Source organism: Mucilaginibacter roseus (assembly GCF_021215455.1).
GTDB classification, from domain to species: Bacteria; Bacteroidota; Bacteroidia; order Sphingobacteriales; family Sphingobacteriaceae; genus Mucilaginibacter; species Mucilaginibacter roseus.
The window spans coordinates 984,794-1,006,690 of sequence record NZ_JAJPWV010000001.1 but is presented as its reverse complement, the minus strand read 5'-3'; the positions used below and the strand labels follow the sequence as shown (position 1 = coordinate 1,006,690).

Below are 21,897 nucleotides of genomic sequence, written 5' to 3'. Positions count from 1 at the left end.
ATTAAGGTGTTAATACCAATTTCTTACTTAGTTTGTTGAACCGGAAGTAGAGCATAATAGCAGCTGCACCGAGTCCGCAAACTAATCCAACCCAAACGCCGCCGGCACCTAAACCAAACTGGATTCCCATTAGGTAGCCTACCGGCAAACCTATTACCCAATAAGCAATCAGCGTTATTATTGTAGGGATGTTTACATCGCCCATGCCCCGTAATATCCCTAAGCCCACGACCTGCGCACCATCAAATATCTGGAATACCGCCGCGAGCAACAGTAGCTGAGAGGCGATGGCAATTACCTGGGTGTCATTAGTAACTATCCATGGCAACCATGGGTTCGCCACTACAAATACAATAGCTGTAAATGCCATAAAAAGTAATACAATATGGTAGCTTGACAGAGCTGACAGGCGCAGCTGATTGTAATTACGCGCGCCCGTGTTATTACCTGATTTAATAGCTGCTGCTGATGATATGCCGGTAGCAACCATAAAAGTAACAGCGGCCATATTAATAGCAACCTGATGAGCCGCCTGTTCAACCGCGCCTATGGTGCCAATTAGGATATTAGCCCCACCAAAGGCGCTCACTTCAAATGTGCTCTGCATAGATACAGGTACACCTATCCTTAAAATCTTGGCAGTGCGAACCTTATCTATGTGGGTATACACAAAGCTTTTTAAATACATCTTAAAGCGGGGTGCCCTAAGCACATAAATTGCCATTACCACAGCCATAAGGCTCCTGTCAATAAGTGTACTGTAGCCAACGCCGCGTATACCCATCGGCTCAATGCCGAACAGTCCTTTAACAAAGGTTAGCCCCAATATAATGTTAAGCACGTTTCCCCATATAGATATCTGCATGGCCTGTTTAGTGAAGCCCAAACCTTCCGCAAACTGCTTGAAGGTGCTGAATATCATTAACGGGATGATTGAAAACCCAAGTATCACAAAAAAAGGCTTAGCCTGTGCAACAACCGCAGGTGCCTGATTCAAATGGTCGAGCACGTATACTGAGCCGAAGTACATCACTGTAAAAAGTACGATGCCGGTAATTAAATTTATAATGAGACTGTTTGATAATAGACGGCCACATTCTTCATAATTGCCGCGGCCGTTTTCTTGGGATATTAAAGGAGTTATGCCATAAGATATTCCTATGCCGATCAGCATCGGGATAATAAAAATACTGCCCACCAATGATACGGCGGCTAAAGCCACCGTGCCCACAAAATGGCCAACTACTATACTATCGGCTAAATGTGTGGCCACGTGCCCAACTTGTGATATTACAATGGGTATAGCGAGTTTAAGTGTGTCCTGGTAGTGTGGCTTGAATTTAGCGTAGATCTGTTTCATAACGATTTGGCCGTAAAGCGGCCGGCAAAAATAACAAATACGCAGATGTTATGCTATTCGTTACGCGGCGGTATAAAATTCTTCTTTTTCGGTGGTATGTACCAGTATCACCCCCGACAGAACCAAGTCAACCAAGATACGTTGCGCTCTTCTCCGCCCGATGTTGAGCAGCGTGCAAAATTGCTTAACGGTAATGCGGCCCATTTTATCCAAGTATTCCAGCAGAGCCTTTTCTTTAGACGAATATTCTATGAGCACGCCATGATCGTCATTAGAGCGCTTTAATACATCCACCACTATTTTGCTGGCAAGCACGCTTTTATCCTTTACGCGGATGTATACCCACCATTTGCCATCTTCAGCAAGCGCATAATGCGGTTTTTCGTCGCTCGGTGGTATCTCAGCCACCAATACTACTTTATCATCAATATATACTTCTTCGAATAATGGTTCAATGGCGGGCCTGCAGTAAAAATGCGCAGCCTTGGTTAGCATGTATTTTTCTTCTTCTTCAGATTTTACACCTACTATAGCACCATTATCAGCAACGCCAACCAAAAGTTTACCACCTTTGTTATTAGCGAATGATACCATTGTTTTGGCGATCTTTTCGTACCGGGTAATAGTTTTTTTAAAGTCGAGTGAAACGCCTTCGCCTTCAAAAATCAATCTTCGTATGTTCATTTCACTTCTTCGTTTTTATTAACTATAGCGTATGGTTTATAAATACCCATCCAACGTTCGGGGTTGGATAATACCGAAAACCCAAACTGTTCATACAGGCCATGTGCATCTGCCGTTGCTAAGGCCCACCTGCGCAATCCCTGTAATTCGGGATGGTTTAATATAGATTGTACCAACCATTTTGATAAACCAATACCTCGGTGGTGGGGCAATATAAAAACATCGCATAGGTAAGCGAACGTTGCGTTATCCGTTACTACTCTCGCAAATCCTGCCTGTCTGTTATTTAAATAAACACCGAAGCACATCGAGTTTTGGATTGCCGTCTTCAATTTCTCAAAAGGCATGCCTTTAGCCCAATACGATTCTTCATTAAGATAATTATATACTGAATTTATATCGATCAGGGTTTTATCTGTAGATATCAGGTAACCTTTGTTCACAAAAAAAGCGTCATTCATTATTGTACTCATTGTACGGCCTCCTTTTGCAACACGAAATCGAGATTCCGCAGATACACTTCATTATTAATGGTAACACACAATTCGCCGGTGTCATTATACATTTCAACCGGGTAGTGCTCCACATGTTTGCCAATGTGTTTGAGATCGTGTTCTATCGCTTTTACATCGCTGTTAGATAGTTTAATGCTGAACCATAATTTGCTGCGGACCGGTTTTAAGTACTGTATGGTTGATGATTTTAGCCACGCTATAACATTGTACCCTTTATGGCTAAATAACTGGTGTAATAAAACCGGATAAAACGGGTCAGCAGCGGCAAACAGCGTACCGCCAAAAATCGACCTGTTATAATTTCTGTTAAGTAAGCTATTGCTTATGGTAACGGTAATTCCTGTAAAACCAGGTTCAACCTTTTGTACCCAAACGCGCTGGAAGAGTAGAGGAGGGTAAAAACGCATAGCCCATTTAAGGGTATTTTCGCTTACAACCATAATGCATTAAATATAACATTATGCGGCTAAAAAATCTTCAGATTATTTTCAAGATTTTGATAACTCCTTGAATATTATGACCGTAAAGCGCTATCACGGCCTTTATTTAAACAAAGAAAGAAGGGATATGTTATATTATTAATTAATACTTAATAAAACATAAGCATATACCATGAAAAAGCAATTTGTAAATTTTGTAGCAGCCGCAGCAATAATCGGCGTGTTAGCTACGGGCTGTTATTCGCAAGGCGAGGCAACAGGTTCTGATACCAGCGCGGCAGATTCAACTACTGCGGTAACCGATACATCACAGGCAACACCTGTAACTGATACAGCATCAGCACCTGTACCGGCTGGCGATACTCAGAAAGACACTACATCTAAAATGTAATAAAATCCCGGTATCAACTACCGGGATTTTTTAATTTAACTGTACCTTCAATCACATCAAATAGAATGTATCAGCGGGAGCGGCCTGCTGTGGTTTAGGCAGGTCCGCCATCTCCATTAAATTTCGTTCTATCGTTTTTGATATCGCTGTCATCGGCGTATCAGTAGGCTTGTTTTCAAACGGATCCTGCATCAGTATGGCTGTACGCTCAATAGCGATGAATAATACCGGTACAAGTGTAGCCAGGCAAATTTCAACTGCCCAGTGATGGTCATCCAACCCGAACGGGAAGATAGTTGTCAGCACGTATATTAAAAAATGAATAAGTATACTGTAAGCGCGAGGGAAAACGGTATTCTTAATACGCTCACACCTGCCCATCGAGTCGGTTAAGCGTTGCAGTGTGCTATCCAATTGCACCTGCTTGTTATTATTAAGGTTATAATGTTCGCTTAACTTAGCAAGTTCGGCAGCATGTTTTGATAAGAGTAGGTTAGGGCGGTTATCGCTATCGGCGCCAACTTTTTGAATGTATTGTTGCACTTTTTCCGTCGGTGGGCATTTGCGTAAACTTTCAGCAAGTGCATAACACCATATGGATTGCCTTATGGCGAAATTTTGTACATAACCGGTTTTCCTATCATCGTTTGGCAAAAACTGTAATAACTGCCTGATCAGGGTGCGGCTGTCGTTTACAACAGCGCCCCAAATAATGCGTGCTTCCCACCAGCGTTCGTATGATTGTGCCGTACGAAAGGCAAGCAGCAGGGATAATAGCGTAGCAACCAATGCTGAAACACTTAGCGGGATAGTTAAATCTTTAAAAAAGGTGTAATAATCTAACATTCCTACCAAACAAGCATACAGAAATATGCCAAAGATGTCCCACTTAATTAATTTTAAAAAATAGACAACTGAAATCTTATTAGCTACTAACATAAATTGATGATCTTAAATAATTTGCTCCGGCATCTATAATTACAAAGCCATAGCTAAACATCAATTAAAACGGAAAGTTTGATGTTAAACCAAACGGCTATAATTTTTTGAACGGACATTTTAAGCGCGCTATTAATTCACAAAAAAGGAGCATAATTGCTTATGCTCCTTTTATACAATATTTAATGTCAGCTTTACGTGTTGTAACCCAGTATTTTTAATACCTGCTTACTGTTTTGCTCTTCGCCAAATACCTCAAAGTTGAACGTTTCATCGCGGTTACGCCTGATGATAACATGTTTTGGTGAAGGTAAAAGGCAGTGATGTATGCCGCCGTAACCGCTCAACACTTCCTGGTAAGCACCTGTGTTAAAAAAGCCCAGGTATTGTACCTTACGTGTTTTAGGCATGTACACGCTATTCATATGCGCCTCTTGATTATAATAATCCTGTCCGTCACAGGTAATACCGCCAAGGTTAACACGGTCATACTCGGCATCCCAGTTATTAATAGGCAGCAGGATGTATTTTTGATTAAGCGCCCAAACGTCAGGCAGGTTGGTAATGAACGATCCATCCAGCATCAGCCATTTTTCACGGTCGTTTTGCTGTTTACGGCCAATTACTTTATAGAGTATTCCCGAAGCTTCAGCAACGGTGTATTTACCAAACTCGGTGATAATATCCGGTTCAATGGTGTCATGTATAGCGCAGATCTCTTTAATACGGCTTACAATCTCGTTGATCATGTACTCATAATCAAAATCAAATACCAACGAATCCTTAAATGGCATACCACCGCCAATGTCTAACGTATCCAGATCAGGATTTACCTTTTTGAATTTACAGTATAAGGTAACGTATTTTTCAAGCTCGTTCCAGTAATAAGGCGTATCAGATATACCGGAGTTGATAAAGAAGTGAAGCAGCTTAACTTTAAAGTTAGGGTTTTTTTCGATCTTATTATGATAAAAATCGATCACGTCTTCCATACGGATGCCTAAGCGCGAAGTATAAAACTGCGAATTTGGTTGCTCTTCAGATGCTATACGTATGCCCAGGTTACAAGGCTCATCAAGTTCTATTTCATCATCGTAGATGTTAAATTCTTCCTTGTTATCTAATACGGGGATGATGTTTTTGAAGCCATCATGCAGCATATCTACAATATACTGCTTGTACTGGTATGTTTTAAAGCCGTTGCATATTACCGTAATATCCTTGGTAACTGTGCCTTTTTTCTCAAGCGCGTCAATCATAGGCATATCAAATGCCGACGAAGTCTCCAGGTGGATTTCATTTTTGAGCGCCTCTTCAACAATGTGTTTAAAGTGAGAGCTTTTAGTGCAGTAGCAATATTTATATGTGCCCCTATAATTATTTTTGATGATGGCCTGCTGAAACAGCAATTTAGCCTGCTGAACCTTTTTTGAAATAATGGGCAAATAAGTAAAACGCAGGGGAGTACCATACGTTTCAATCATCTCCATCAGGTTCAGATCGTGAAAGTATAATTCATCTTCAATTATCTCAAAACCCTCTTGCGGAAAGCCCACGCTTAGGTCAAGAAATTCCTGGTAACTTTGCATGCTTTAAAATTTTGGCAAAAATGTAATTTTTAAACGGTATTTTATTGAAAATGTTGAGGCAATTTATGTACCGAATGTAATTTATAATTACAGACCAGTATCTGCTTAACTATCAAGGTCATTTATAGCTCAGATGGCGATATTTCAACTTTATTGAAACATTCTTTAGTCTTAAAGCGATTTTTAATTATGATGATCGCCAAAATTACACTCGGTTTATTCGCTTTTAGCTTACTTGCAAACAACAACGTATCAGGGCAGGCGCCTAAATATCACAGCGAAAAATTGATACCTGCAGCCACCTTTGGCGACAGGAGGCCCATCGGTGTAAAGGTGTCGTCAACCAACCGTTTATTCGTTTCTTTTCCAAATCGTGGTGCAAGCTATAAATATGGTTTGGTTGAGGTACGGAACGGTAGGGAAGTACCTTTTCCGGATGATACCTGGAATAGCAATATTGGCGACCCGAAGCAACGTTTTGTAAATGTGCAGGATTTGTATATTGATACCGATGATAAACTTTGGGTGCTTGATTCAAAGCCTTCGTCAGGCGGATCAATATTCGGTAACAATGGGGGAATTCCAGCTCAAGGGTATTTTAAACTGGTTAAGATTAATCTAAAAAGCAATACCGTTGAAAAGGTTTATACGTTTGATGATCTGGATAAAGCTCATTCAGGATTAAACGATATACGGGTTGACACGGAGAAGGGACTGGGCTACCTGTCAGACCCGGGGCAGGCGGCCATTGTGATACTCGACCTGGTAAGTGGCAAAACACGTACTGTTTTAAAACAAAAACCATCAACTTTAGCTGATACAAGCATTGTTTTAACTTATGATGGGGTGGAAATGAGGGATAAGGAAGGCAAGCCATTTCGCTCGAACGTTAATGGCATTGCGATAACCAAGGATAATAAGTATCTGTATTTTAAGCCTGTTAATCAACTACATTTATACCGTATTGAAACGCGCTTTTTAGCTGATGCCAAACTCAATGACGAATCGTTATCATCGCATGTTGAGGATGTTGGCATTGTGGGTGTAACGCACGGACTGGAAGCCGATAAAAGAGGGAATATTTATTTAACAACCTCTACCGATTATTCTGTTAAATACATTACACCTGATGGTAAGTTGAATATGCTGGTACAAGACTCACGCATTATCTGGCCTGACTCTATGGGAATAGGAAGCGATGGTTTCCTCTATTTTTCCTGTGCGCAGCTAAACCGCGATCCGCAGTGGAATAACGGGCAAAACCAGGTTAGTTTACCTTATACAGTTTACAAAGTAACGCTGCCGTAACCGCGGGCTCAGAAAATTTTTTATAAAAAATATAAAATCTATAGGATTTATAGATTTTATAAGTATGTTTGCAACGTAGTTCTTTTACATACTTATCCAGAAAGACGGAGGGAAAGGCCCTATGACGTCTTAGCAACCTGTACTTGGTATAAGGTGCTAATTCCTGCCCGGTAACATGCCGGGATAGATAAGATAGCGTTTGATAAAAACTCGTGTCGTGGATAAGTTAATTAATGCATTTAAAAACGATAACGAACATGAGCATTTATTTTGATAACGCAGCAACCACCCGTATTGACAGTGAGGTATTCAATCACATCACCCCGTTTCTATTAGATCATTTCGGCAATCCATCATCATCGCATCAGCATGGCCGTATTGCCAGGCAAATTGTAGAGGAATCAAGGGCTACAATAGCAAGGTTAATCAACGCCAGGCCTTCCGAAATTATTTTTACCAGTGGTGGTACCGAGGCTGATAATACCGCTCTTTTATCCGGCATTCGCCTGCAAAATATTAAGCATGTAATTACTTCGCCCTTAGAGCACCACGCGGTACTTAATACCTTGAAAACCCTGCAAGCCGCAAATGAAATAGAGCTTAGCTTTGTAAGGGTTGATGGAAACGGCAACTTAGACCATGAGCAGTTGGATGTTTTACTACAAAGCAAGGGTAAAGCGCTGGTTTCTATAATGCATGCCAATAATGAGATCGGAAACATCAACAACATCGAACTTATAGCTGAGCAATGTTGTAGGCACAAGGCAATTTTTCATACTGACACGGTGCAAACCATGGGGCATTATAAGCACGATGTTAAAGAACTGGGTGCTCACTTTGTTGTAGCCTCTGCGCATAAGTTTCACGGGCCAAAAGGTATAGGCTTTTTGTATTGCCGTGATGGCGTTGACTTACACAAAATTATTCATGGTGGTTCACAAGAACGCAAGCTCCGCGCAGGCACCGAAAATGTGGCAGGCATAGCAGGTCTGGCCAAAGCGCTTGAAATTGCCTATGCCGATATAGATCAACATAGAACCCATATCCAGTCGCTAAAAAACAGGCTGATAGATGGGCTTAAAGAAACAGTACCGGGTGTTTTGTTTAACGGAAACTCTGCATTAGCGGATGAAAGTTTGTACACCGTTTTAAGCGCGAGTTTCCCGGCAGATCTGGCTCATGGTTTTTTGATGAACTATCTGGACGAAAACAACATCTCGGTCTCAGGTGGTAGCGCATGTTCTACGGGCCATGCCTCACATGTATTAGAAGCAATCGGAACCAATAATAGCAGGCAAACCATCAGGTTCTCTTTTAGTAAGTATAATGCCGCCGATGAAGTGGACAAAACGCTAAGTCTTCTGTCGGCGCTCTCCAACGCAGCCGCTGCCTGATCCAAAAAAATAGTCGCGTGACCGAGTGGTGAGGTGGGGGTCTGCAAAACCTTATACGGCAGTTCGAATCTGCCCGCGACGTCAATAATTTTAAGAACGCTACGGTGATTTTGACCGGTATGTTTACTTGGAATTAAACAATTGTTAAAAAAATCAAAATCCGAAACAAATATTACTGCAATCCGTTTGCTGGTATAAATAAATATCTACTAAAATGCATTGCCAAAAGAGGAAAAGGAAATTTGTGAGGTATCCGTATGGCTCCAGAAACATTACATTTTTATTGGGCGTAGGCACCCTTATGGCTGCCGCGGTAATACTATCAATCATTACAGCCGGTAAATAACCTGCTGTAATGATTTCTTATTATTTTTATTTAACTTTGTAACTATTTTGTGATAATATCTGCTTATAAGCAGGTAATTATCTGTATTATATCGGCTAACTGATTGGCTATGTTTGTTATGCGTTAACAATCGTCAACGCATTTTTGTCAAATAGAAAATGTATTATAATCATTTCGGGTTTATAGTACGATCAGTAAGTTAACAAAGGAGCACTGCCGCGATGGAGGTGCTCTTTTGATTTTAATAGCTTTTACATATCACGCTGAAAGCGTGTTTAGCCATCAATTATTTTATGTAGGGTGCCGTTCTCAGCATATAATTGGGAGATGACTTCAAACTATAGCAACATTTTAACTACTCTTTATCAAATTTTACCCACATCGTGTTAAATATTGCAACTACATGTTAATTAACTGTAAATTGTTCACTAACAATCCCTATTAATTGATTTGAACCATGAAAGTACTGCAATTCACCATTCCAATGCCATACGACAAGAGTGTGGTAGTCGACAAGGTTTGTCAGCAACACCATTATCCTTATCTGCACCGTCATAAAGAAGTGCAGCTTACCTGGATACAAAAGGGAGAGGGAACTCTCATAGCCGGCAATAATATGCACGATTACTCTGCCGGAGATGTTTTCTTTATAGGTGCTAACCTGCCGCACGTATTCAAGAGCAACCCGGAGTACTTTAATGCTGATAACGGTAAACAGATTGAAGCATTAACCATATTTTTTAATCCCGAGGGGACTTTGGCTCCTTTATTTGCATTGCCCGAAATGAAGGGTTATACTGTGCTACTGCAACAATATCAACAGGGTTTTAAATTTCCGCATTACCTGGTTAATGATATTTCGCAAATCATGTCATCCCTGCAACGCTCTTCGGGACAGGATCAATTAGTTGAATTTTTTAACCTGATGAAATGCATGAACGGCATAAAATCCAAGCTTGAGCCACTTTCAACGTACGGAAGCTTGCCGGGAATAACTGATAGCGAGGGTATCCGCATCGGTAAAATATATAATTACATAATACAGCATTACGCCGAACCTTTAACACTTGAGGACGTAGCCAAGATTGCTTACATGACACCCGAATCTTTCTGCCGGTATTTTAAAAAACACACCGGACACACTTTCGTATCATTCTTAAATGAGATCAGGATTAACGAGGCCTGTAAAAAACTGATTTCGCAACGTTTTGAGAATATTAACATCATCGCTTACAAATGTGGCTTTAAAAGCATAACCAATTTTAACCGCGTGTTCAAGTGCATAATCGGCAACTCGCCACGTGGTTACCTGGATGCTTACAATAATAACATGATCAGTTTAAATCGCGCCGCAAGTTAATTACATGGATAAACCTTTACGCAAACGCACACTTATACGCAGGTATAAAAACAAACTAAATAAAACAGGAAAAACGCAGCTTGCGCTATGGACATTGCTGGCATTGGCTGGCAATGTTTATGGGCAAAGTCATCCATCAAGTGTATTATACGATCAAACAAGCGAACTTGCCGGGCCGATAATTCAGTATGAGCAAGATATCGATGCCATACGTGATTTTTATTTGCCTTATGAGGTAAACGAACGAAGTGAGTATCAATTTAAGGTTTATGTACTGAACTCGCCCGAGCAGCGAAGCCGGTTGCTGCAGATTGACAGCACTTATCTTGCAGATCTAAAAAAAGTGGATTTCAGAGGATTGAGTATCTACGGTCAGGCCGACTACCTGATGCTCAAAAAGGAGATTGCGAAGCATGTAAAAAATCTTTCAGAAGAAAACACAAGGTATGACCAAATAAAAATATACCTGAGCTTTGCCGATGATGTATATGCGCTGGAGAAAAAGCGCAGGCGGGGGGAACATGTGGATGGGGAAGAGGTAGCTAAAATTTTCAGTAGGCTTGCTGTTAATATAGCTAACGATTCAGCAAAGCTAAGCAACGTCAAAAGTTTAGATAAGCCATTAGCCAATACCCTTGGTGACGCGGCATCCGCACTAAAAGCACGATTAAAAAGTTTTTTTGATTTTTATAACACTTACGATCCGGCCTTTACCTGGTGGGTACCTGTACCATATAAAAAAATAAACGGCCAGCTAAGTAGTTTCACTGAGCTTGCATCATCAAAAGGCAAGATAAGTACCACCCAGAAAGATGATGGCAGCGGCATAAAAGGCAAACCTATCGGGCGAAAAGCATTGATTGCGCAGTTGAACGACGAATTTATTCCGTATACGCCAGAAGAACTTATTGAACTGGCCAACAAAGAATTTGCCTGGTGCGATAAGGAAATGCTAAAAGCATCGCGCCAGATGGGTTTTGGCGACGATTGGAAAAAAGCGCTCGAGAAAGTAAAGAACAGCTATATGCCGTTAGGCCATCAGCCTGAGCTTATAGTTAAATTATACAACGACGCCATCGACTTTATTAAAGCCCGTGATTTAATAACCGTACCACCACTGGCCGAAGAAACCTGGGGCATGGTGATGATGTCTCCCAAGCGACAGCTGGTTAATCCGTTTTTTACAGGCGGTAAAGAGATCAGTATATCTTACCCAACCAACTCAATGGCTTATGATGACCGGTTGATGAGCATGCGCGGTAACAATCCTTACTTTTCAAGAGGCACTGTTCAACACGAGCTGATACCAGGCCACAATCTGCAATATTTTATGAATAGCCGGTATAAACCATACAGGCATGAGTTTTCAACCCCTTTTTCTACAGAAGGTTGGGCGTTATACTGGGAGATGTTGCTTTGGGATCAGGGCTTTGCACAAAAGCCCGAAGAACGTGTGGGCATGTTGTTTTGGCGCATGCACAGATGCGCGCGCATTATTTTCTCGATGAGTTACCACCTCAACCGGTGGACGCCACAGCAATGTATCGACTTTTTGGTTGACCGCGTAGGCCATGAACGCGCTAATGCAGAAGGTGAGGTTCGAAGATCTTTTGAAGGAGGCTATAGTCCGCTTTACCAGGTAGCATATTTATTAGGTGGATTGCAATACATGGCCTTAAAGCATGAAATGGTTGATAGCGGTAAAATGACCTATAAGCAATTTCACGATGCAGCAATAAAGGAAAACCTGATACCTGTAGAGATGCTCAGGGCTATACTTACCAAACAACAATTAGACGCAGACTTTGAAACCAAGTGGCGATTTTATAATATCAAATAAGCTTTTTAGTACCGGTTTATATCTTGAACCCGTACTTTAATGCAATAGTGTCCACTTTTTCTAAATACAACGTGTCTTTATAATAAAGCGTTCCGCGCTTAAGTTCGAAGAACATGTTTCGGGGAAAATTTATGCCGTACTTTTCCAATTCGTACCCTTCGTCAGTGTAAAACTTCATGTCTGAATTTTTTAGTGAATCTATCACATAAGCATTATTACTTGGAATTATAACTAATTTCTGATATCCTGCATAAGTTTTGTTCGACTTGTCACCTAATTGCGAAAGAAATTTGATTGTTTTTTCGGTACATGAACCGCAATTGCCTGATATAACCACTACAAACGCCTTGTTGTTGTTTGGGAGCGTTATCTTATGTTTCTCCGAAAGATACATATTGATATGCTCTAATTCTATCGACTTTTGTTCGCCAGAAGTTCTACAGCTATAGCATATGAATATGATTGTTGACAGAATGAAAAACCTCTTTAACATGTTATCGGGTTATTTTATAGATGTGAAACTTTATTTTGTCTGGGGCGTAGAATTTATTTTTCTTATTGGCTGACGAAATATATAAACCCTGTTTATTAATAAACCAGGTGTTTGGGGCATAAATATATAAAGGCAGTGTAATCTCTTTAATAACTTCAAATTTTTCGTTAAAAATCATCAGCACAAGTGGCTTGTCGAGTATGGAATTGAAATACTTCCCATTTTTATAATCAATATTTTTCAGACTAAAGCGGTAATAAACGTTTCGGAATTTATCATACATAACGTTGAAAAATTGAGTATTCTCTACATTATGTATGTCCCATTTTTTTAGGTCATCACCGCCTTTGTATTCAATAGGGGTTACATAGTTAGAGCCGCCTGACATTGTACCACCGTATATAGTAAGAGTAGAATCTTTGTCCTTAAACTGATAGATATTTGATTCATACATATAATTGTAAGTCAATAATCCATTTTTTTGATATTCACTTGTGCCAACATTCACCAAGTAACCTCCCTTGCCTGTTATCTCATATAGATAGTCAGAAAAAGAAAGTGGTAATTCAGTGAGCTTTTCATTTTTCATGTCTAAAGCAGAAAACACAGATACCTTTTTCTCCCAACTGTATTGTGGATAAATTTGATTAAGCAAAAGTTTATTATCATGCTCAAGCATCCTAAAATTAGAGCTATAAGATATCACTCTACCTGGTAAATTGTTGTTTTTAGCAATCGCGTTTAAATCAAATGCCTTTATTAGGTTCAAATTTGTGTCAACAAGTAACAGGCGGTTATTACTGTCATTAATCAAAATAGAATCATTGCCGATTACTGTTATATCCGTAATGCTTTTGCTTTTGTCGAGGTCTTGACGGTCTAACTTTTGCGTAAACAAAGCTGTTTTATTTAAAAACAAGTGTTTTACGCATTTTGCTTTAGTGAGGTTTATGATGTCCAGGCACGCTTTTTTTGCATTATAACCAATCAAAAAATCCTGGTTTTGCTGCGCGTATGTGGTGTAGGTATAATATAGTGTATCAAACCCTTCTTTTAAAGGAATTGATACACTATCAATTTTAAGTTTATAGTCATCAGCATCATCTGCGACTTTAGAATTAATTATAAATATATTTTTATCAGCTTTATGGCAAGCACAAAGTAATAGTGCGATAAAAATAATTAAATACAAATTAGCGACTCTAATCATATACGCTGATTAGTTTGGAGGAGACTGGCAGTTTACCAGGGTTCCGCAAGATGGACCACTTACCCAACCGCTAAAGCAACCAAATGCAATTTGTCCAAAATCACAAGGTAGCGGATGCTTGGTAGGTAAAGTTGGATTGTCGGGACAAGACTTCGGGCCGCTACAGGTAGGCGAGGTTGTTCCGACCAATTGACATGCTTTCGCCGTTGGGTTAATTGTGCAAGAAACCTCGTGGTATACAACCAATGGAGTACAGTTATTTGTAGACGTACAAACCGGCCCCGGACCTGTACCACACCCTGTAGATCCATTCGGACATATCATTTGATATGTGGTAGCAAAGCTCAAACGATTTTCATACGCTCCTAACGAGCTGTTCAAGGCCGTGAGTTTTATCACCTTAAAGTTTTTTTCGTCCTTAGGTTTTGTTGTTGAGGCAACAATAGCTGCTATAGGAAAAACAAGCAGCAAAAACTGGAGGTAAAATAATTTTGATTTCATGTGGTTTGGTTTGTTTTCTAAATATAGATAATTTTAACTTCCTGTAATAAAATTATTTATGCAAATAAATGCAGCCTGAATTTACAGCTGCATTTATTTATCGCTTATATATTCGTCATCAATTCTTTTTGGTCACATCGGTAAATTTAACCTGTATAGTGTAAGTGCCCTCAAGCTTTAATTGCCATGACCAGCGCGGATTAACAGAGAAAGTACCAAGCGATGATGGGAATCCGTCGATGTTTACAAACTGGCTTGGTATACGATAATACATCAGGAAGCCCCAGTCTGTAGTAGGTGTAACGTATTTGGTAAGCGGGAATGGCGCAATCTCAAAATCACAAATCATTGCGGTATCGGTAAGTGTAACCGGGTTAAACTTGGCGTAGTTCTCAAACACGGGTCTGTCACCACGTTTAATAATCTCGCCTGTTTTAGGGTTAAAAGGCTTACCATTTTTATCCACCATTTTTAAGATGGCCCTTGCACCTTCATTTGAAATTTTAGTACAAGTAATCTGTGGATTCTTCATCGGCGTTACCGCGCCTGTCACATCATGAAAAGCGTTTGCAACGTTATCCGTAATGGTAAATAAGTCATCGGTAGTAGGGTCAACCACGTTTATGGTAGCTAACGAAGGATATAACTTTGTACCGGTAGGGTTAGTCATTTGCACATCAAAAACATATTTACCTAATGGAAGGTTGGCTGAAGCCCTATTGAAGGTAAGCTGGCCGCTGGTTTCATTAAACTCCATAGGTAAGCGCTTTACCGTTTCTCGCTTCATGTTCAAAAGCTCTATAGTGGTATCAGTTTCAGCATTAAATGACATGCCAGGCTTAAAAAGCGTTATCTCGTATTCGGTGTTGAACTCCTTAGGCAACGGGGCACCGTCAACATTACGTAGATTTAACATTTTGTATTTGTATGGTGGGGTAGACCCGTCGGCGTTTATCCTGTCTGACTGGAATAATATCAATCCTCGTTTAGCATAAATATTATTATCCTTATAGCGAATATTATCACTCTGAAAGCCATTGTCAATCTTTTTACAAGCTACAGCGCTTGCTATGATAAACAAACCCAATATAACTTTTTTCATATCTTTTAAATTATTGATCTGTTTATTATTAATTCCCTAATGGTTGCGCGTTAAAGAACAGGCGGTGCCTGCCGTCTATTACATGTACTATACCGGTTTTGGTAATAATGCCTGAAGTTTGGCAATCAACAGATCGGTCTTTTTGGTTTTCTGGCACTTTATCAGGGTCCGGTTCTCTATCGTCACGCGTTCCTACTACCTTCACGTAGCTTACATAATCTACATAATCTACAAATTGGCTGTAGTCAAATGTACGTCTGAATTTTATCAGATAACTTACGTCAGCAGGTGGTGTAGTTAGCAGCGTAGGGTAGAACTTACCGGAAACTGTTATTACATCACGATTAATTTTGCCTGGAAACATATAGGTTTTCATAGAGTCAGCGAGCTCTTTTACGGGAATATCTTCTATTCCAAACTCGAAATTTTCATTACCGGTTTCAATAGCCTTTTGATTCTTTTTGGCTGCTACATAAGGTGCGGCACTGTAATTAGTGGTAGCAAAAAAGGTAATGTTGCCATTAACAGCATCCTTAAGCCCTGCGTGATCTATTATCTTAACCAGCGAATCAAACTGTGGTTTTGACTTTAAAAAATCATACGTAGTCATATCAACATAGGGGTTGCTTGTGCCCCCGTCGTTTTTATAGTCATCCTTTTTACATGCGCTCAGCAAAATCGCGACAGCGCATACAATTGATCCTATATATTTTTTCATAAACAAATTCATTTAAGTTTAATATTATACTTTGCCTAACCAGTAAGTAGTTTGTTTAAGCTTCGGATTTTGCCTGAACAAAGCAGGGTCAACCGGGAAATAGAAACCTTCAAGTTGGAACCTTTGGTCCGTAAGCCAATCAACCACGTTCCCATATTTACGTGTACGGAGCAAATCGTAAAACAAGTGGCCTTCCAGATACAATTCCCTGCCGCGCTCCAAAATATACTCATCCATCACTTCGTCTTTAGTAAGGGTATTATCGAGCAGAATAGCGTTGGCATTATGCCGTTTTTTTGATGCATTGATGATATTGATAGCAGTGCTTACGTTATTTTTATAAAGCGCTATTTCAGCTTTTAACAAATTGATATCACTTAATCTGAAAACTACCATATTGTTACTTAGAAATGGATCCAATTGCTGCCCTTGGTTACGATATATTACATTTGCATATTTAATGCACATTGGGCGCTCAGAGGTTGTAAGGGCGAAATTCTTTTTATAGCGTACATCGCTGGTATCAGCATTACGGAAGTGATTGCTAAGATAGCTGGGTACCACAAACATGCGCGGATTATTTGTGCCGTTATTGATATACAGGGAATTTAAAAAGTACATACCAATGGAGCTGTTAGAGCCTTCGAGCGTATTTTCACTCACGTTAATTTCAAAAATACCTTCTGATGACCGGCCTATGAAAATGTTTTTATAGTTAGCGGTATCAGTTAGCGAATAACCGCCCTTAGATACAATAGCGTTGATGGTAGTATCAGCACTGTTAACGTCGGTCATGTTCGGATTGGCCGTGCTTACATCAAGCATTGTTGCTCTCCATAAATAGAGATGCGTAAGTAAAGCGTAAACTGACCCACGATTAGCGGTAACCTTCGCATCGCCTACATTTGAGTAAGTCCAGCTTAATAATGGAGCTGCTTTATGGCAATCATCTTCAATTAACTTCATTACTTCCGCTTTAGGGCTGCGAGCAAGTTGTGGCGCGTTTATAGGATCATCATATGCCTCGGTTACTACCGGTACATCACCCCAAACTCTTACCATCATAAAATAACTTAAGGCGCGTAAAAAGTATGCCTGGCCCAATATCCGGTTTCTGAACTCTTCCGGGTCGTCAACGTCTTTTAACTGTTCATCAGTCATCTTACTCACATTCTTCAATACAATGTTTGACATTGCTATTGATTTAAAGTAGAGTGTATAATTGGCTAATGAGTTAAGGTTATATTGAAAGGTAAAATCACCGCCTTGTATGCCTTCAATACCATCGCCGCCATATTGTATGGTAAAATAGTTTTTAGCAACTGCGTCGCCATACATATAATACCGGTTGTATTTATTGCTCATGGCGTTACGTAACAAGGCATAATTACCTGCTATTGCATTATTAGCGTCCTGAGCGGTTTTCCAATAAACATCAAAGTAAGTTGAGTTTTTTGGTGTTTGTTCGAGCAGTTTTTTACATGAACTGAATGTTGATAAAGCCGCCACGCAACCTATCACACTTATTACTTTATATATTTTTCTTATCATGATTTTGTGCGTTATTAAAATTGAATATCGAGGCCTAAAGTGTATTTTTTAGGTATAGGATAACCGGCACCATTGTATTCGCCGTATGGGTTAACCGCTTCAGCATCAGGCAAACGCTTTGATTGCTGGAACATCTTTACGTTATCCATGATTCCATAAACCCTCAATCTTCCTAATCCTAATCTTTTTAAAACCTCCGGACGGAAGTCATAACTCAACCTCACACTCTTGATGCGGAAATAACCGCCTTTTTCAAGGAAGAAGGTTTGAGCGCCGGTGTAGTAATACCTGAAAGTACCTATATCGTATTTAGCGTACTGCGCATTATCTCCCGGCATTCTCCAAATGTTGAGCTTGCTAAAATCAGGCGTTGAATAGTAAGCAAGTCTGTTAATAGCATCATTAGCTGTAGAGTTAGAAAAACGATCAGACTCAAAAAGATTAAGTACATCACGGTCAAAAGTGAACGTTGAAAAGATATTTAATGAAAAATTCTTGTAATTGAAATCGTTGCTCCATCCGCCTACATACTTCGGATTTGGGTCACCTATAGGAGTTTTGTCAGGATTGATGCCGTCATTAAACAGGTCAACAAAATAATCTCCGTCTAAGTCAGCCAGATAAAATGCTCCAGCGCCATATTCGCCATTACTGCTACGATAGCGCTCGCCGGTGTACGGGTTAACCGGTATGCTCTCAACGGTAGGAAAAACGCCCAAGGTTTTGTATAAATAAAACGCGTTAATTGGAGAGCCTACCGATAATATGTGCGATTTATCAAAACGGTCACCGCTCATTACCAGGTCGCGGTTGCCATTAGGCAAATTCATTATTTTGTTTCTGCTATAGGTAAGATTTAAACGGGTATACCACCTGAAATTACCTTCTAACGGGTTGGCAGATACAGTCAGATCGAACCCTGCGTTACGCACACCGATTGAATTTGTAAGTGCCAGGTCGTAACCGGTGTTAACCGGCAGGTCAACGCTGAATAATTGCAATGATGATTCTTTATTGTAAACATCAAAAGATACAGCGTACTTGCCATTTTTTATCTCAATATCAGTACCTATATTCCATTGTTTTGAACGTTCCCAGCTTAAGCTGTTTTGCGCCGCCCCATCATAAAAGTTGGGTGTAATAGCAGTTACGCCGTTGTATGATGCAGCGCCGCCGTTACCTTCAAAACCACCGTTATTAACATTGTATAAGTTATATTGCAGATAGTTATTAGTAGGTAAACTTCCAGACACACCTATGCTACCGCGAAGTTTTAATAGGGTGAAAGGATTATTTTCGTTTTCTTTCATGAACGACTCTTCAGAGATTAACCAACCGGCTGACGCTGCTGGAAAGAAACCCCACTTATGATTTTTACCAAAACGCGACGAGCCGTCGGTACGTGCACTTACAGATAGCATATATCGGCTATCGTAATCATAATTAGCTCTTCCGTAGTAGGATAGTAATCCGTAGGCCTGATAGTCTGATCCGGCGCCGATTTTTGATTGCTGAAAGCCCCGAACAACCTGTATATTATCAGATGGGCCATTATAACCGGATGCGGTGGTGGTTTGGAAGGTGTTATATAAGATGTCCTGTCCGGCAACGCCGCTTAAATTATGTTTACCAAATGAATTGTTATAAGTAAAAAAGTTTGATGTACTAGCCTGTAAACCTGCATCAGCATAGCTGTATGAATAGTTGCCCTGTCCATTTTGTAACAGGCTGCTTCGGCTCTGATCTCGCCGGGCATTGGTTTGCAGAAACGACGATTGAGAGGTTAAAGTTAAATGTTTGTTTATCTCAAGAGCGAAGTTTAAATTAAAAGTGAGCTGGTTACTAATATTCTTATCCAGATTGGCTTGATATGCACCCAGGTAATATTCTTTTTTATCAGGCGATAAGTTAAATAATGATGAAGGCATATCTCCTGCGCCCAAGCTTATCGGACTGGCGTTATTACCATTGCCTCGTGCTCTGTCAGATCGAGAGTAAGCTATTAGTGGGTTAATAGTAAGTTTGTTGTTGAGGGCGTGTGCTGTAAGGTTCAATCTGCCGGTATAACGTTTAAAACCGGTAGCCTTAATAATACCTTCCTCATTGTAATAACCGCCACTAAAACGGTACACCATATTACCCGCGCCGCCACCACTTAAACCTAAGTCAACGTTTGAAATTTTGCCGGTTTGATAAAACAAATCTTGCCAGTTCGTATTGCCATTAAATGCCTCATTTAAACTGTCGGTAAGCAAATAAGGCAGTTGTTGTTTTTGATCATAGGTTAATTGTTCGTTCACTATTTGCATTTTTTGGCGACGTTCAGCAGCGCCAAGTGTAACATCACGTAACTGGGGGCGCTGCGTTAAACCATAGTAGCTGTTAATCGTTACTTTAGGATCACCTGATAAGCCCTTCTTCGTAGTGATTAGGATTACGCCATTTGCTGCGCGTGAACCGTATATTGCGGCTGCTGATGCATCCTTTAAAACGTCAATACTTTCAATATCATTCGGGTTAATACCAGCTAAATAGTTAGCGCCTGTACCCGTGCCCGGGCCTACATAATCTTCAGTGGGTTGAGGTACGTTGTCAACTACATAGAGTGGGCTATTTACAACGTTATACTCGTTGTAACCACGGCTAACTAACGAGTTACCACGTACGGATACAGTTGGCGTAGCGCCCGGTGCACCCGAAAAGTTTTGCACGTTTACACCTGATAAACGTCCTTGTAACAATTGGTCAAAACTCGCAGCGGGTAAATTGGCAATTTCTTTTGCTGATAAACTGGAAACCGCTGCGGTAGACTTTTTACGGGTGATTTTTTGATAACCAATCAATACAACCTCGCTTAATTGCTGTGGGTTGTCTTTTAATGAAATTATTAGTTTTTGTTTGTTTCCTACTTCTGTTTCGGTTGTGAGGAAGCCAACGAAAGTAAAAACCAAAACCGGCTTTGAAGTGGTGACTTTGATAGAGAATTCACCCTTAGGATTGGTTGATGTGGTAGCTGTTCCGCCTTTTTCTCTTACGGTTGCGCCCGGCACCGGAAGATTGTCTTTATCGACAACCGTACCCGTAATTACCGTTTGCGCGTGCGCGCTATACGGAACAAACAGGTAAAGTAAGCAGCAAACAACCAAGACGGCTTTTAAAAAAGTAAATCTTTTGGTCATAAATTAATTGTTGCAGAGTTAATAGTTTGAATAATTATCTCAAAACTATCTCCACCAAGCCCCAATTTTGTTTATGATATTATCTTAACATGGCTAAATCTTAACCATTTTGTTACAATACAACTTGATTGATTAAAAATATGGTAAAATTTAACTGTCAATAAAACAATATTTGGCATCCATATTGATAAAACGAATTATCTTTTTTCCGAAAAATTTTGTGATCACAGCAATATTTCGTTATATCGTTTTATCAAAAACAAGCCGATTTTTATAAACTCTGTAACATTTTTGTTGCTCTCAAATTATATATATGAGTTTGAAAGGCTTTGATTATAAAAAACAATAAAAAGCCCGCTTTCGGGCGAGTGCAAAGCGGGCCATCAAAATGTAAACTGAATAAACTTAGTTACGCATGTTAATATACTGCAGCGGTTGCCCAAAATCGTTCCCGCGGCAAAGGGTTATAACGGCTTGCAGGTCATCAATTTTCTTCCCCTGCACACGTACCTGGTCATCCATAATTGAAGCTTGTACCTTAAGGCCGCTATCCTTAATTGCTTTTACAATCTTCTTTGCGGCTTCCTTGTCAATGCCTTCTTTAACCTTTATTTCTTTACGGATCATGTTACCTGCGGCATAGTGCTCTTTACCAAAGTCAAGCGCATTTGCATCAAGCCCTTGTTTGGTCATGCGTGAGATAATAGAATCAGTAATTGCCTTAAGGCGCATATCATTTTCTGTTACGATGGTTATCTCATTAGTTTTTTTATCCAGGTCAACGGTGCTTTTGGAATCATTAAAGTCGTACCGGTTTAAAATTTCCTTTTTAGCGTTATTAATAGCGTTATCAAGGGTTTGTCCGTCTATTTTGCTTACTATATCAAATGATGGCATATGGGTAGTGTTTAAATTGCAAAAGTAGCACAAAAAGCTAAGTTAATGGTTATAAAAACGATGCTAACAATGAGTTAATA

General features: G+C 40.0%; 18 protein-coding genes, 1 tRNA gene and 1 riboswitch. Of the genes, 6 read left to right on the top strand and 13 right to left on the bottom strand.

What is annotated here, in order from left to right; all coding sequences use genetic code 11:
- Position 1: 1 nt before the first annotated feature.
- Genes LT679_RS04340 through LT679_RS04325 form a run of 4 tightly spaced genes read right to left on the bottom strand, consistent with a single transcriptional unit; the run spans position 2 to position 2,999 of the window.
- A complete protein-coding gene (locus tag LT679_RS04340) occupies positions 2–1,360 on the bottom strand; it encodes an MATE family efflux transporter (RefSeq protein ID WP_232175857.1) in 1,359 nt (452 codons plus the stop codon).
- Between the two features lie 60 nt (positions 1,361–1,420).
- Positions 1,421–2,044, bottom strand: coding sequence for an AlbA family DNA-binding domain-containing protein (locus tag LT679_RS04335; RefSeq protein ID WP_232175855.1), 624 nt, complete (start codon positions 2,042–2,044; stop codon positions 1,421–1,423).
- Positions 2,041–2,517, bottom strand: coding sequence for a GNAT family N-acetyltransferase (locus tag LT679_RS04330; protein ID WP_232175852.1), 477 nt, complete (start codon positions 2,515–2,517; stop codon positions 2,041–2,043). The genes LT679_RS04335 and LT679_RS04330 overlap by 4 nt, the downstream gene beginning before the upstream one ends.
- Positions 2,514–2,999, bottom strand: a complete 486-nt coding sequence (locus LT679_RS04325) for a PaaI family thioesterase (RefSeq protein WP_232175851.1) — start codon at positions 2,997–2,999, stop codon at positions 2,514–2,516. Before LT679_RS04325 ends, LT679_RS04330 begins: the two co-directional genes overlap by 4 nt.
- Positions 3,000–3,171: 172 nt before the next feature.
- Between LT679_RS04325 and LT679_RS04320 the strand changes: the two genes are divergently transcribed.
- Complete coding sequence (locus tag LT679_RS04320) at positions 3,172–3,390, top strand: hypothetical protein (RefSeq protein ID WP_232175849.1); 219 nt, start codon at positions 3,172–3,174, stop codon at positions 3,388–3,390.
- A gap of 51 nt (positions 3,391–3,441) precedes the next feature.
- Here LT679_RS04320 and LT679_RS04315 read toward each other — a convergent pair whose 3' ends face one another.
- Entirely contained in the window at positions 3,442–4,329 is an 888-nt protein-coding gene (locus tag LT679_RS04315; protein ID WP_262909232.1) for a bestrophin family protein, read from the bottom strand.
- Between the two features lie 194 nt (positions 4,330–4,523).
- A complete protein-coding gene (locus tag LT679_RS04310) occupies positions 4,524–5,918 on the bottom strand; it encodes an arginine decarboxylase (RefSeq protein WP_232175845.1) in 1,395 nt (464 codons plus the stop codon).
- Between the two features lie 189 nt (positions 5,919–6,107).
- Between LT679_RS04310 and LT679_RS04305 the strand changes: the two genes are divergently transcribed.
- The 5 genes from LT679_RS04305 to LT679_RS04285 all read left to right on the top strand — a co-directional run bounded on the left by LT679_RS04305 (position 6,108) and on the right by LT679_RS04285 (position 12,166).
- Positions 6,108–7,226: a major royal jelly family protein gene (locus tag LT679_RS04305; RefSeq protein WP_232175843.1), complete on the top strand. Its 1,119-nt coding sequence runs from the start codon at positions 6,108–6,110 to the stop codon at positions 7,224–7,226.
- 89 nt (positions 7,227–7,315) lie between these two features.
- A riboswitch (SAM riboswitch) is annotated at positions 7,316–7,420 on the top strand.
- Positions 7,421–7,483: 63 nt separating this feature from the next.
- Positions 7,484–8,620 carry a cysteine desulfurase family protein gene (locus LT679_RS04300; protein ID WP_232175840.1) on the top strand — a complete coding sequence of 379 codons (1,137 nt, stop codon included), beginning with the start codon at positions 7,484–7,486 and terminating at the stop codon, positions 8,618–8,620.
- Positions 8,621–8,631: 11 nt separating this feature from the next.
- Positions 8,632–8,702, top strand: a tRNA-Cys gene (locus LT679_RS04295).
- 721 nt (positions 8,703–9,423) lie between these two features.
- Positions 9,424–10,326 (top strand): AraC family transcriptional regulator, encoded by a 903-nt coding sequence (locus tag LT679_RS04290; protein ID WP_232175838.1) that lies wholly within the window; start codon positions 9,424–9,426, stop codon positions 10,324–10,326.
- Positions 10,327–10,330: 4 nt separating this feature from the next.
- Entirely contained in the window at positions 10,331–12,166 is a 1,836-nt protein-coding gene (locus tag LT679_RS04285; RefSeq protein WP_232175837.1) for a DUF885 family protein, read from the top strand.
- Positions 12,167–12,182: 16 nt separating this feature from the next.
- Here LT679_RS04285 and LT679_RS04280 read toward each other — a convergent pair whose 3' ends face one another.
- From LT679_RS04280 to LT679_RS04250, 7 genes are all read right to left on the bottom strand, one after another.
- Positions 12,183–12,659, bottom strand: a complete 477-nt coding sequence (locus LT679_RS04280) for a hypothetical protein (protein WP_232175835.1) — start codon at positions 12,657–12,659, stop codon at positions 12,183–12,185.
- 1 nt (position 12,660) lies between these two features.
- Positions 12,661–13,869, bottom strand: coding sequence for a DUF4221 family protein (locus LT679_RS04275; RefSeq protein WP_232175833.1), 1,209 nt, complete (start codon positions 13,867–13,869; stop codon positions 12,661–12,663).
- 619 nt (positions 13,870–14,488) lie between these two features.
- Positions 14,489–15,472 (bottom strand): DUF5007 domain-containing protein, encoded by a 984-nt coding sequence (locus LT679_RS04270; protein ID WP_232175831.1) that lies wholly within the window; start codon positions 15,470–15,472, stop codon positions 14,489–14,491.
- A 28-nt stretch (positions 15,473–15,500) separates the two neighbouring features.
- The gene (locus tag LT679_RS04265) at positions 15,501–16,190 is read right to left on the bottom strand and encodes a hypothetical protein (RefSeq protein ID WP_232175828.1); all 690 of its coding nucleotides are present in this window, start codon (positions 16,188–16,190) and stop codon (positions 15,501–15,503) included.
- A gap of 24 nt (positions 16,191–16,214) precedes the next feature.
- Complete coding sequence (locus LT679_RS04260) at positions 16,215–17,741, bottom strand: RagB/SusD family nutrient uptake outer membrane protein (RefSeq protein WP_232175826.1); 1,527 nt, start codon at positions 17,739–17,741, stop codon at positions 16,215–16,217.
- 14 nt (positions 17,742–17,755) lie between these two features.
- Entirely contained in the window at positions 17,756–20,920 is a 3,165-nt protein-coding gene (locus LT679_RS04255) for a SusC/RagA family TonB-linked outer membrane protein (RefSeq protein ID WP_232175824.1), read from the bottom strand.
- Positions 20,921–21,325: 405 nt separating this feature from the next.
- On the bottom strand, positions 21,326–21,817 hold the full coding sequence (locus tag LT679_RS04250) for a YajQ family cyclic di-GMP-binding protein (RefSeq protein ID WP_232175822.1): 492 nt from the start codon (positions 21,815–21,817) through the stop codon (positions 21,326–21,328).
- Between the last annotated feature and the right edge of the window lie 80 nt (positions 21,818–21,897).

Bases quoted from the DNA above. Each gene is read 5' to 3' on its own strand.
- LT679_RS04315 (WP_262909232.1), bottom strand. From the start codon at position 4,329: ATGTTAGTAGCTAATAAGATTTCAGTTGTCTATTTTTTAAAATTAATT.
- LT679_RS04290 (WP_232175838.1), top strand. From the start codon at position 9,424: ATGAAAGTACTGCAATTCACCATTCCAATGCCATACGACAAGAGTGTG.
- LT679_RS04305 (WP_232175843.1), top strand. From the start codon at position 6,108: ATGATGATCGCCAAAATTACACTCGGTTTATTCGCTTTTAGCTTACTT.
- LT679_RS04340 (WP_232175857.1), bottom strand. From the start codon at position 1,360: ATGAAACAGATCTACGCTAAATTCAAGCCACACTACCAGGACACACTT.
- LT679_RS04280 (WP_232175835.1), bottom strand. From the start codon at position 12,659: ATGTTAAAGAGGTTTTTCATTCTGTCAACAATCATATTCATATGCTAT.
- LT679_RS04270 (WP_232175831.1), bottom strand. From the start codon at position 15,472: ATGAAAAAAGTTATATTGGGTTTGTTTATCATAGCAAGCGCTGTAGCT.
- LT679_RS04330 (WP_232175852.1), bottom strand. From the start codon at position 2,517: ATGAGTACAATAATGAATGACGCTTTTTTTGTGAACAAAGGTTACCTG.
- LT679_RS04300 (WP_232175840.1), top strand. From the start codon at position 7,484: ATGAGCATTTATTTTGATAACGCAGCAACCACCCGTATTGACAGTGAG.
- LT679_RS04265 (WP_232175828.1), bottom strand. From the start codon at position 16,190: ATGAAAAAATATATAGGATCAATTGTATGCGCTGTCGCGATTTTGCTG.
- LT679_RS04320 (WP_232175849.1), top strand. From the start codon at position 3,172: ATGAAAAAGCAATTTGTAAATTTTGTAGCAGCCGCAGCAATAATCGGC.
- LT679_RS04250 (WP_232175822.1), bottom strand. From the start codon at position 21,817: ATGCCATCATTTGATATAGTAAGCAAAATAGACGGACAAACCCTTGAT.
- LT679_RS04275 (WP_232175833.1), bottom strand. From the start codon at position 13,869: ATGATTAGAGTCGCTAATTTGTATTTAATTATTTTTATCGCACTATTA.
- LT679_RS04260 (WP_232175826.1), bottom strand. From the start codon at position 17,741: ATGATAAGAAAAATATATAAAGTAATAAGTGTGATAGGTTGCGTGGCG.
- LT679_RS04255 (WP_232175824.1), bottom strand. From the start codon at position 20,920: ATGACCAAAAGATTTACTTTTTTAAAAGCCGTCTTGGTTGTTTGCTGC.
- LT679_RS04325 (WP_232175851.1), bottom strand. From the start codon at position 2,999: ATGGTTGTAAGCGAAAATACCCTTAAATGGGCTATGCGTTTTTACCCT.
- LT679_RS04285 (WP_232175837.1), top strand. From the start codon at position 10,331: ATGGATAAACCTTTACGCAAACGCACACTTATACGCAGGTATAAAAAC.
- LT679_RS04310 (WP_232175845.1), bottom strand. From the start codon at position 5,918: ATGCAAAGTTACCAGGAATTTCTTGACCTAAGCGTGGGCTTTCCGCAA.
- LT679_RS04335 (WP_232175855.1), bottom strand. From the start codon at position 2,044: ATGAACATACGAAGATTGATTTTTGAAGGCGAAGGCGTTTCACTCGAC.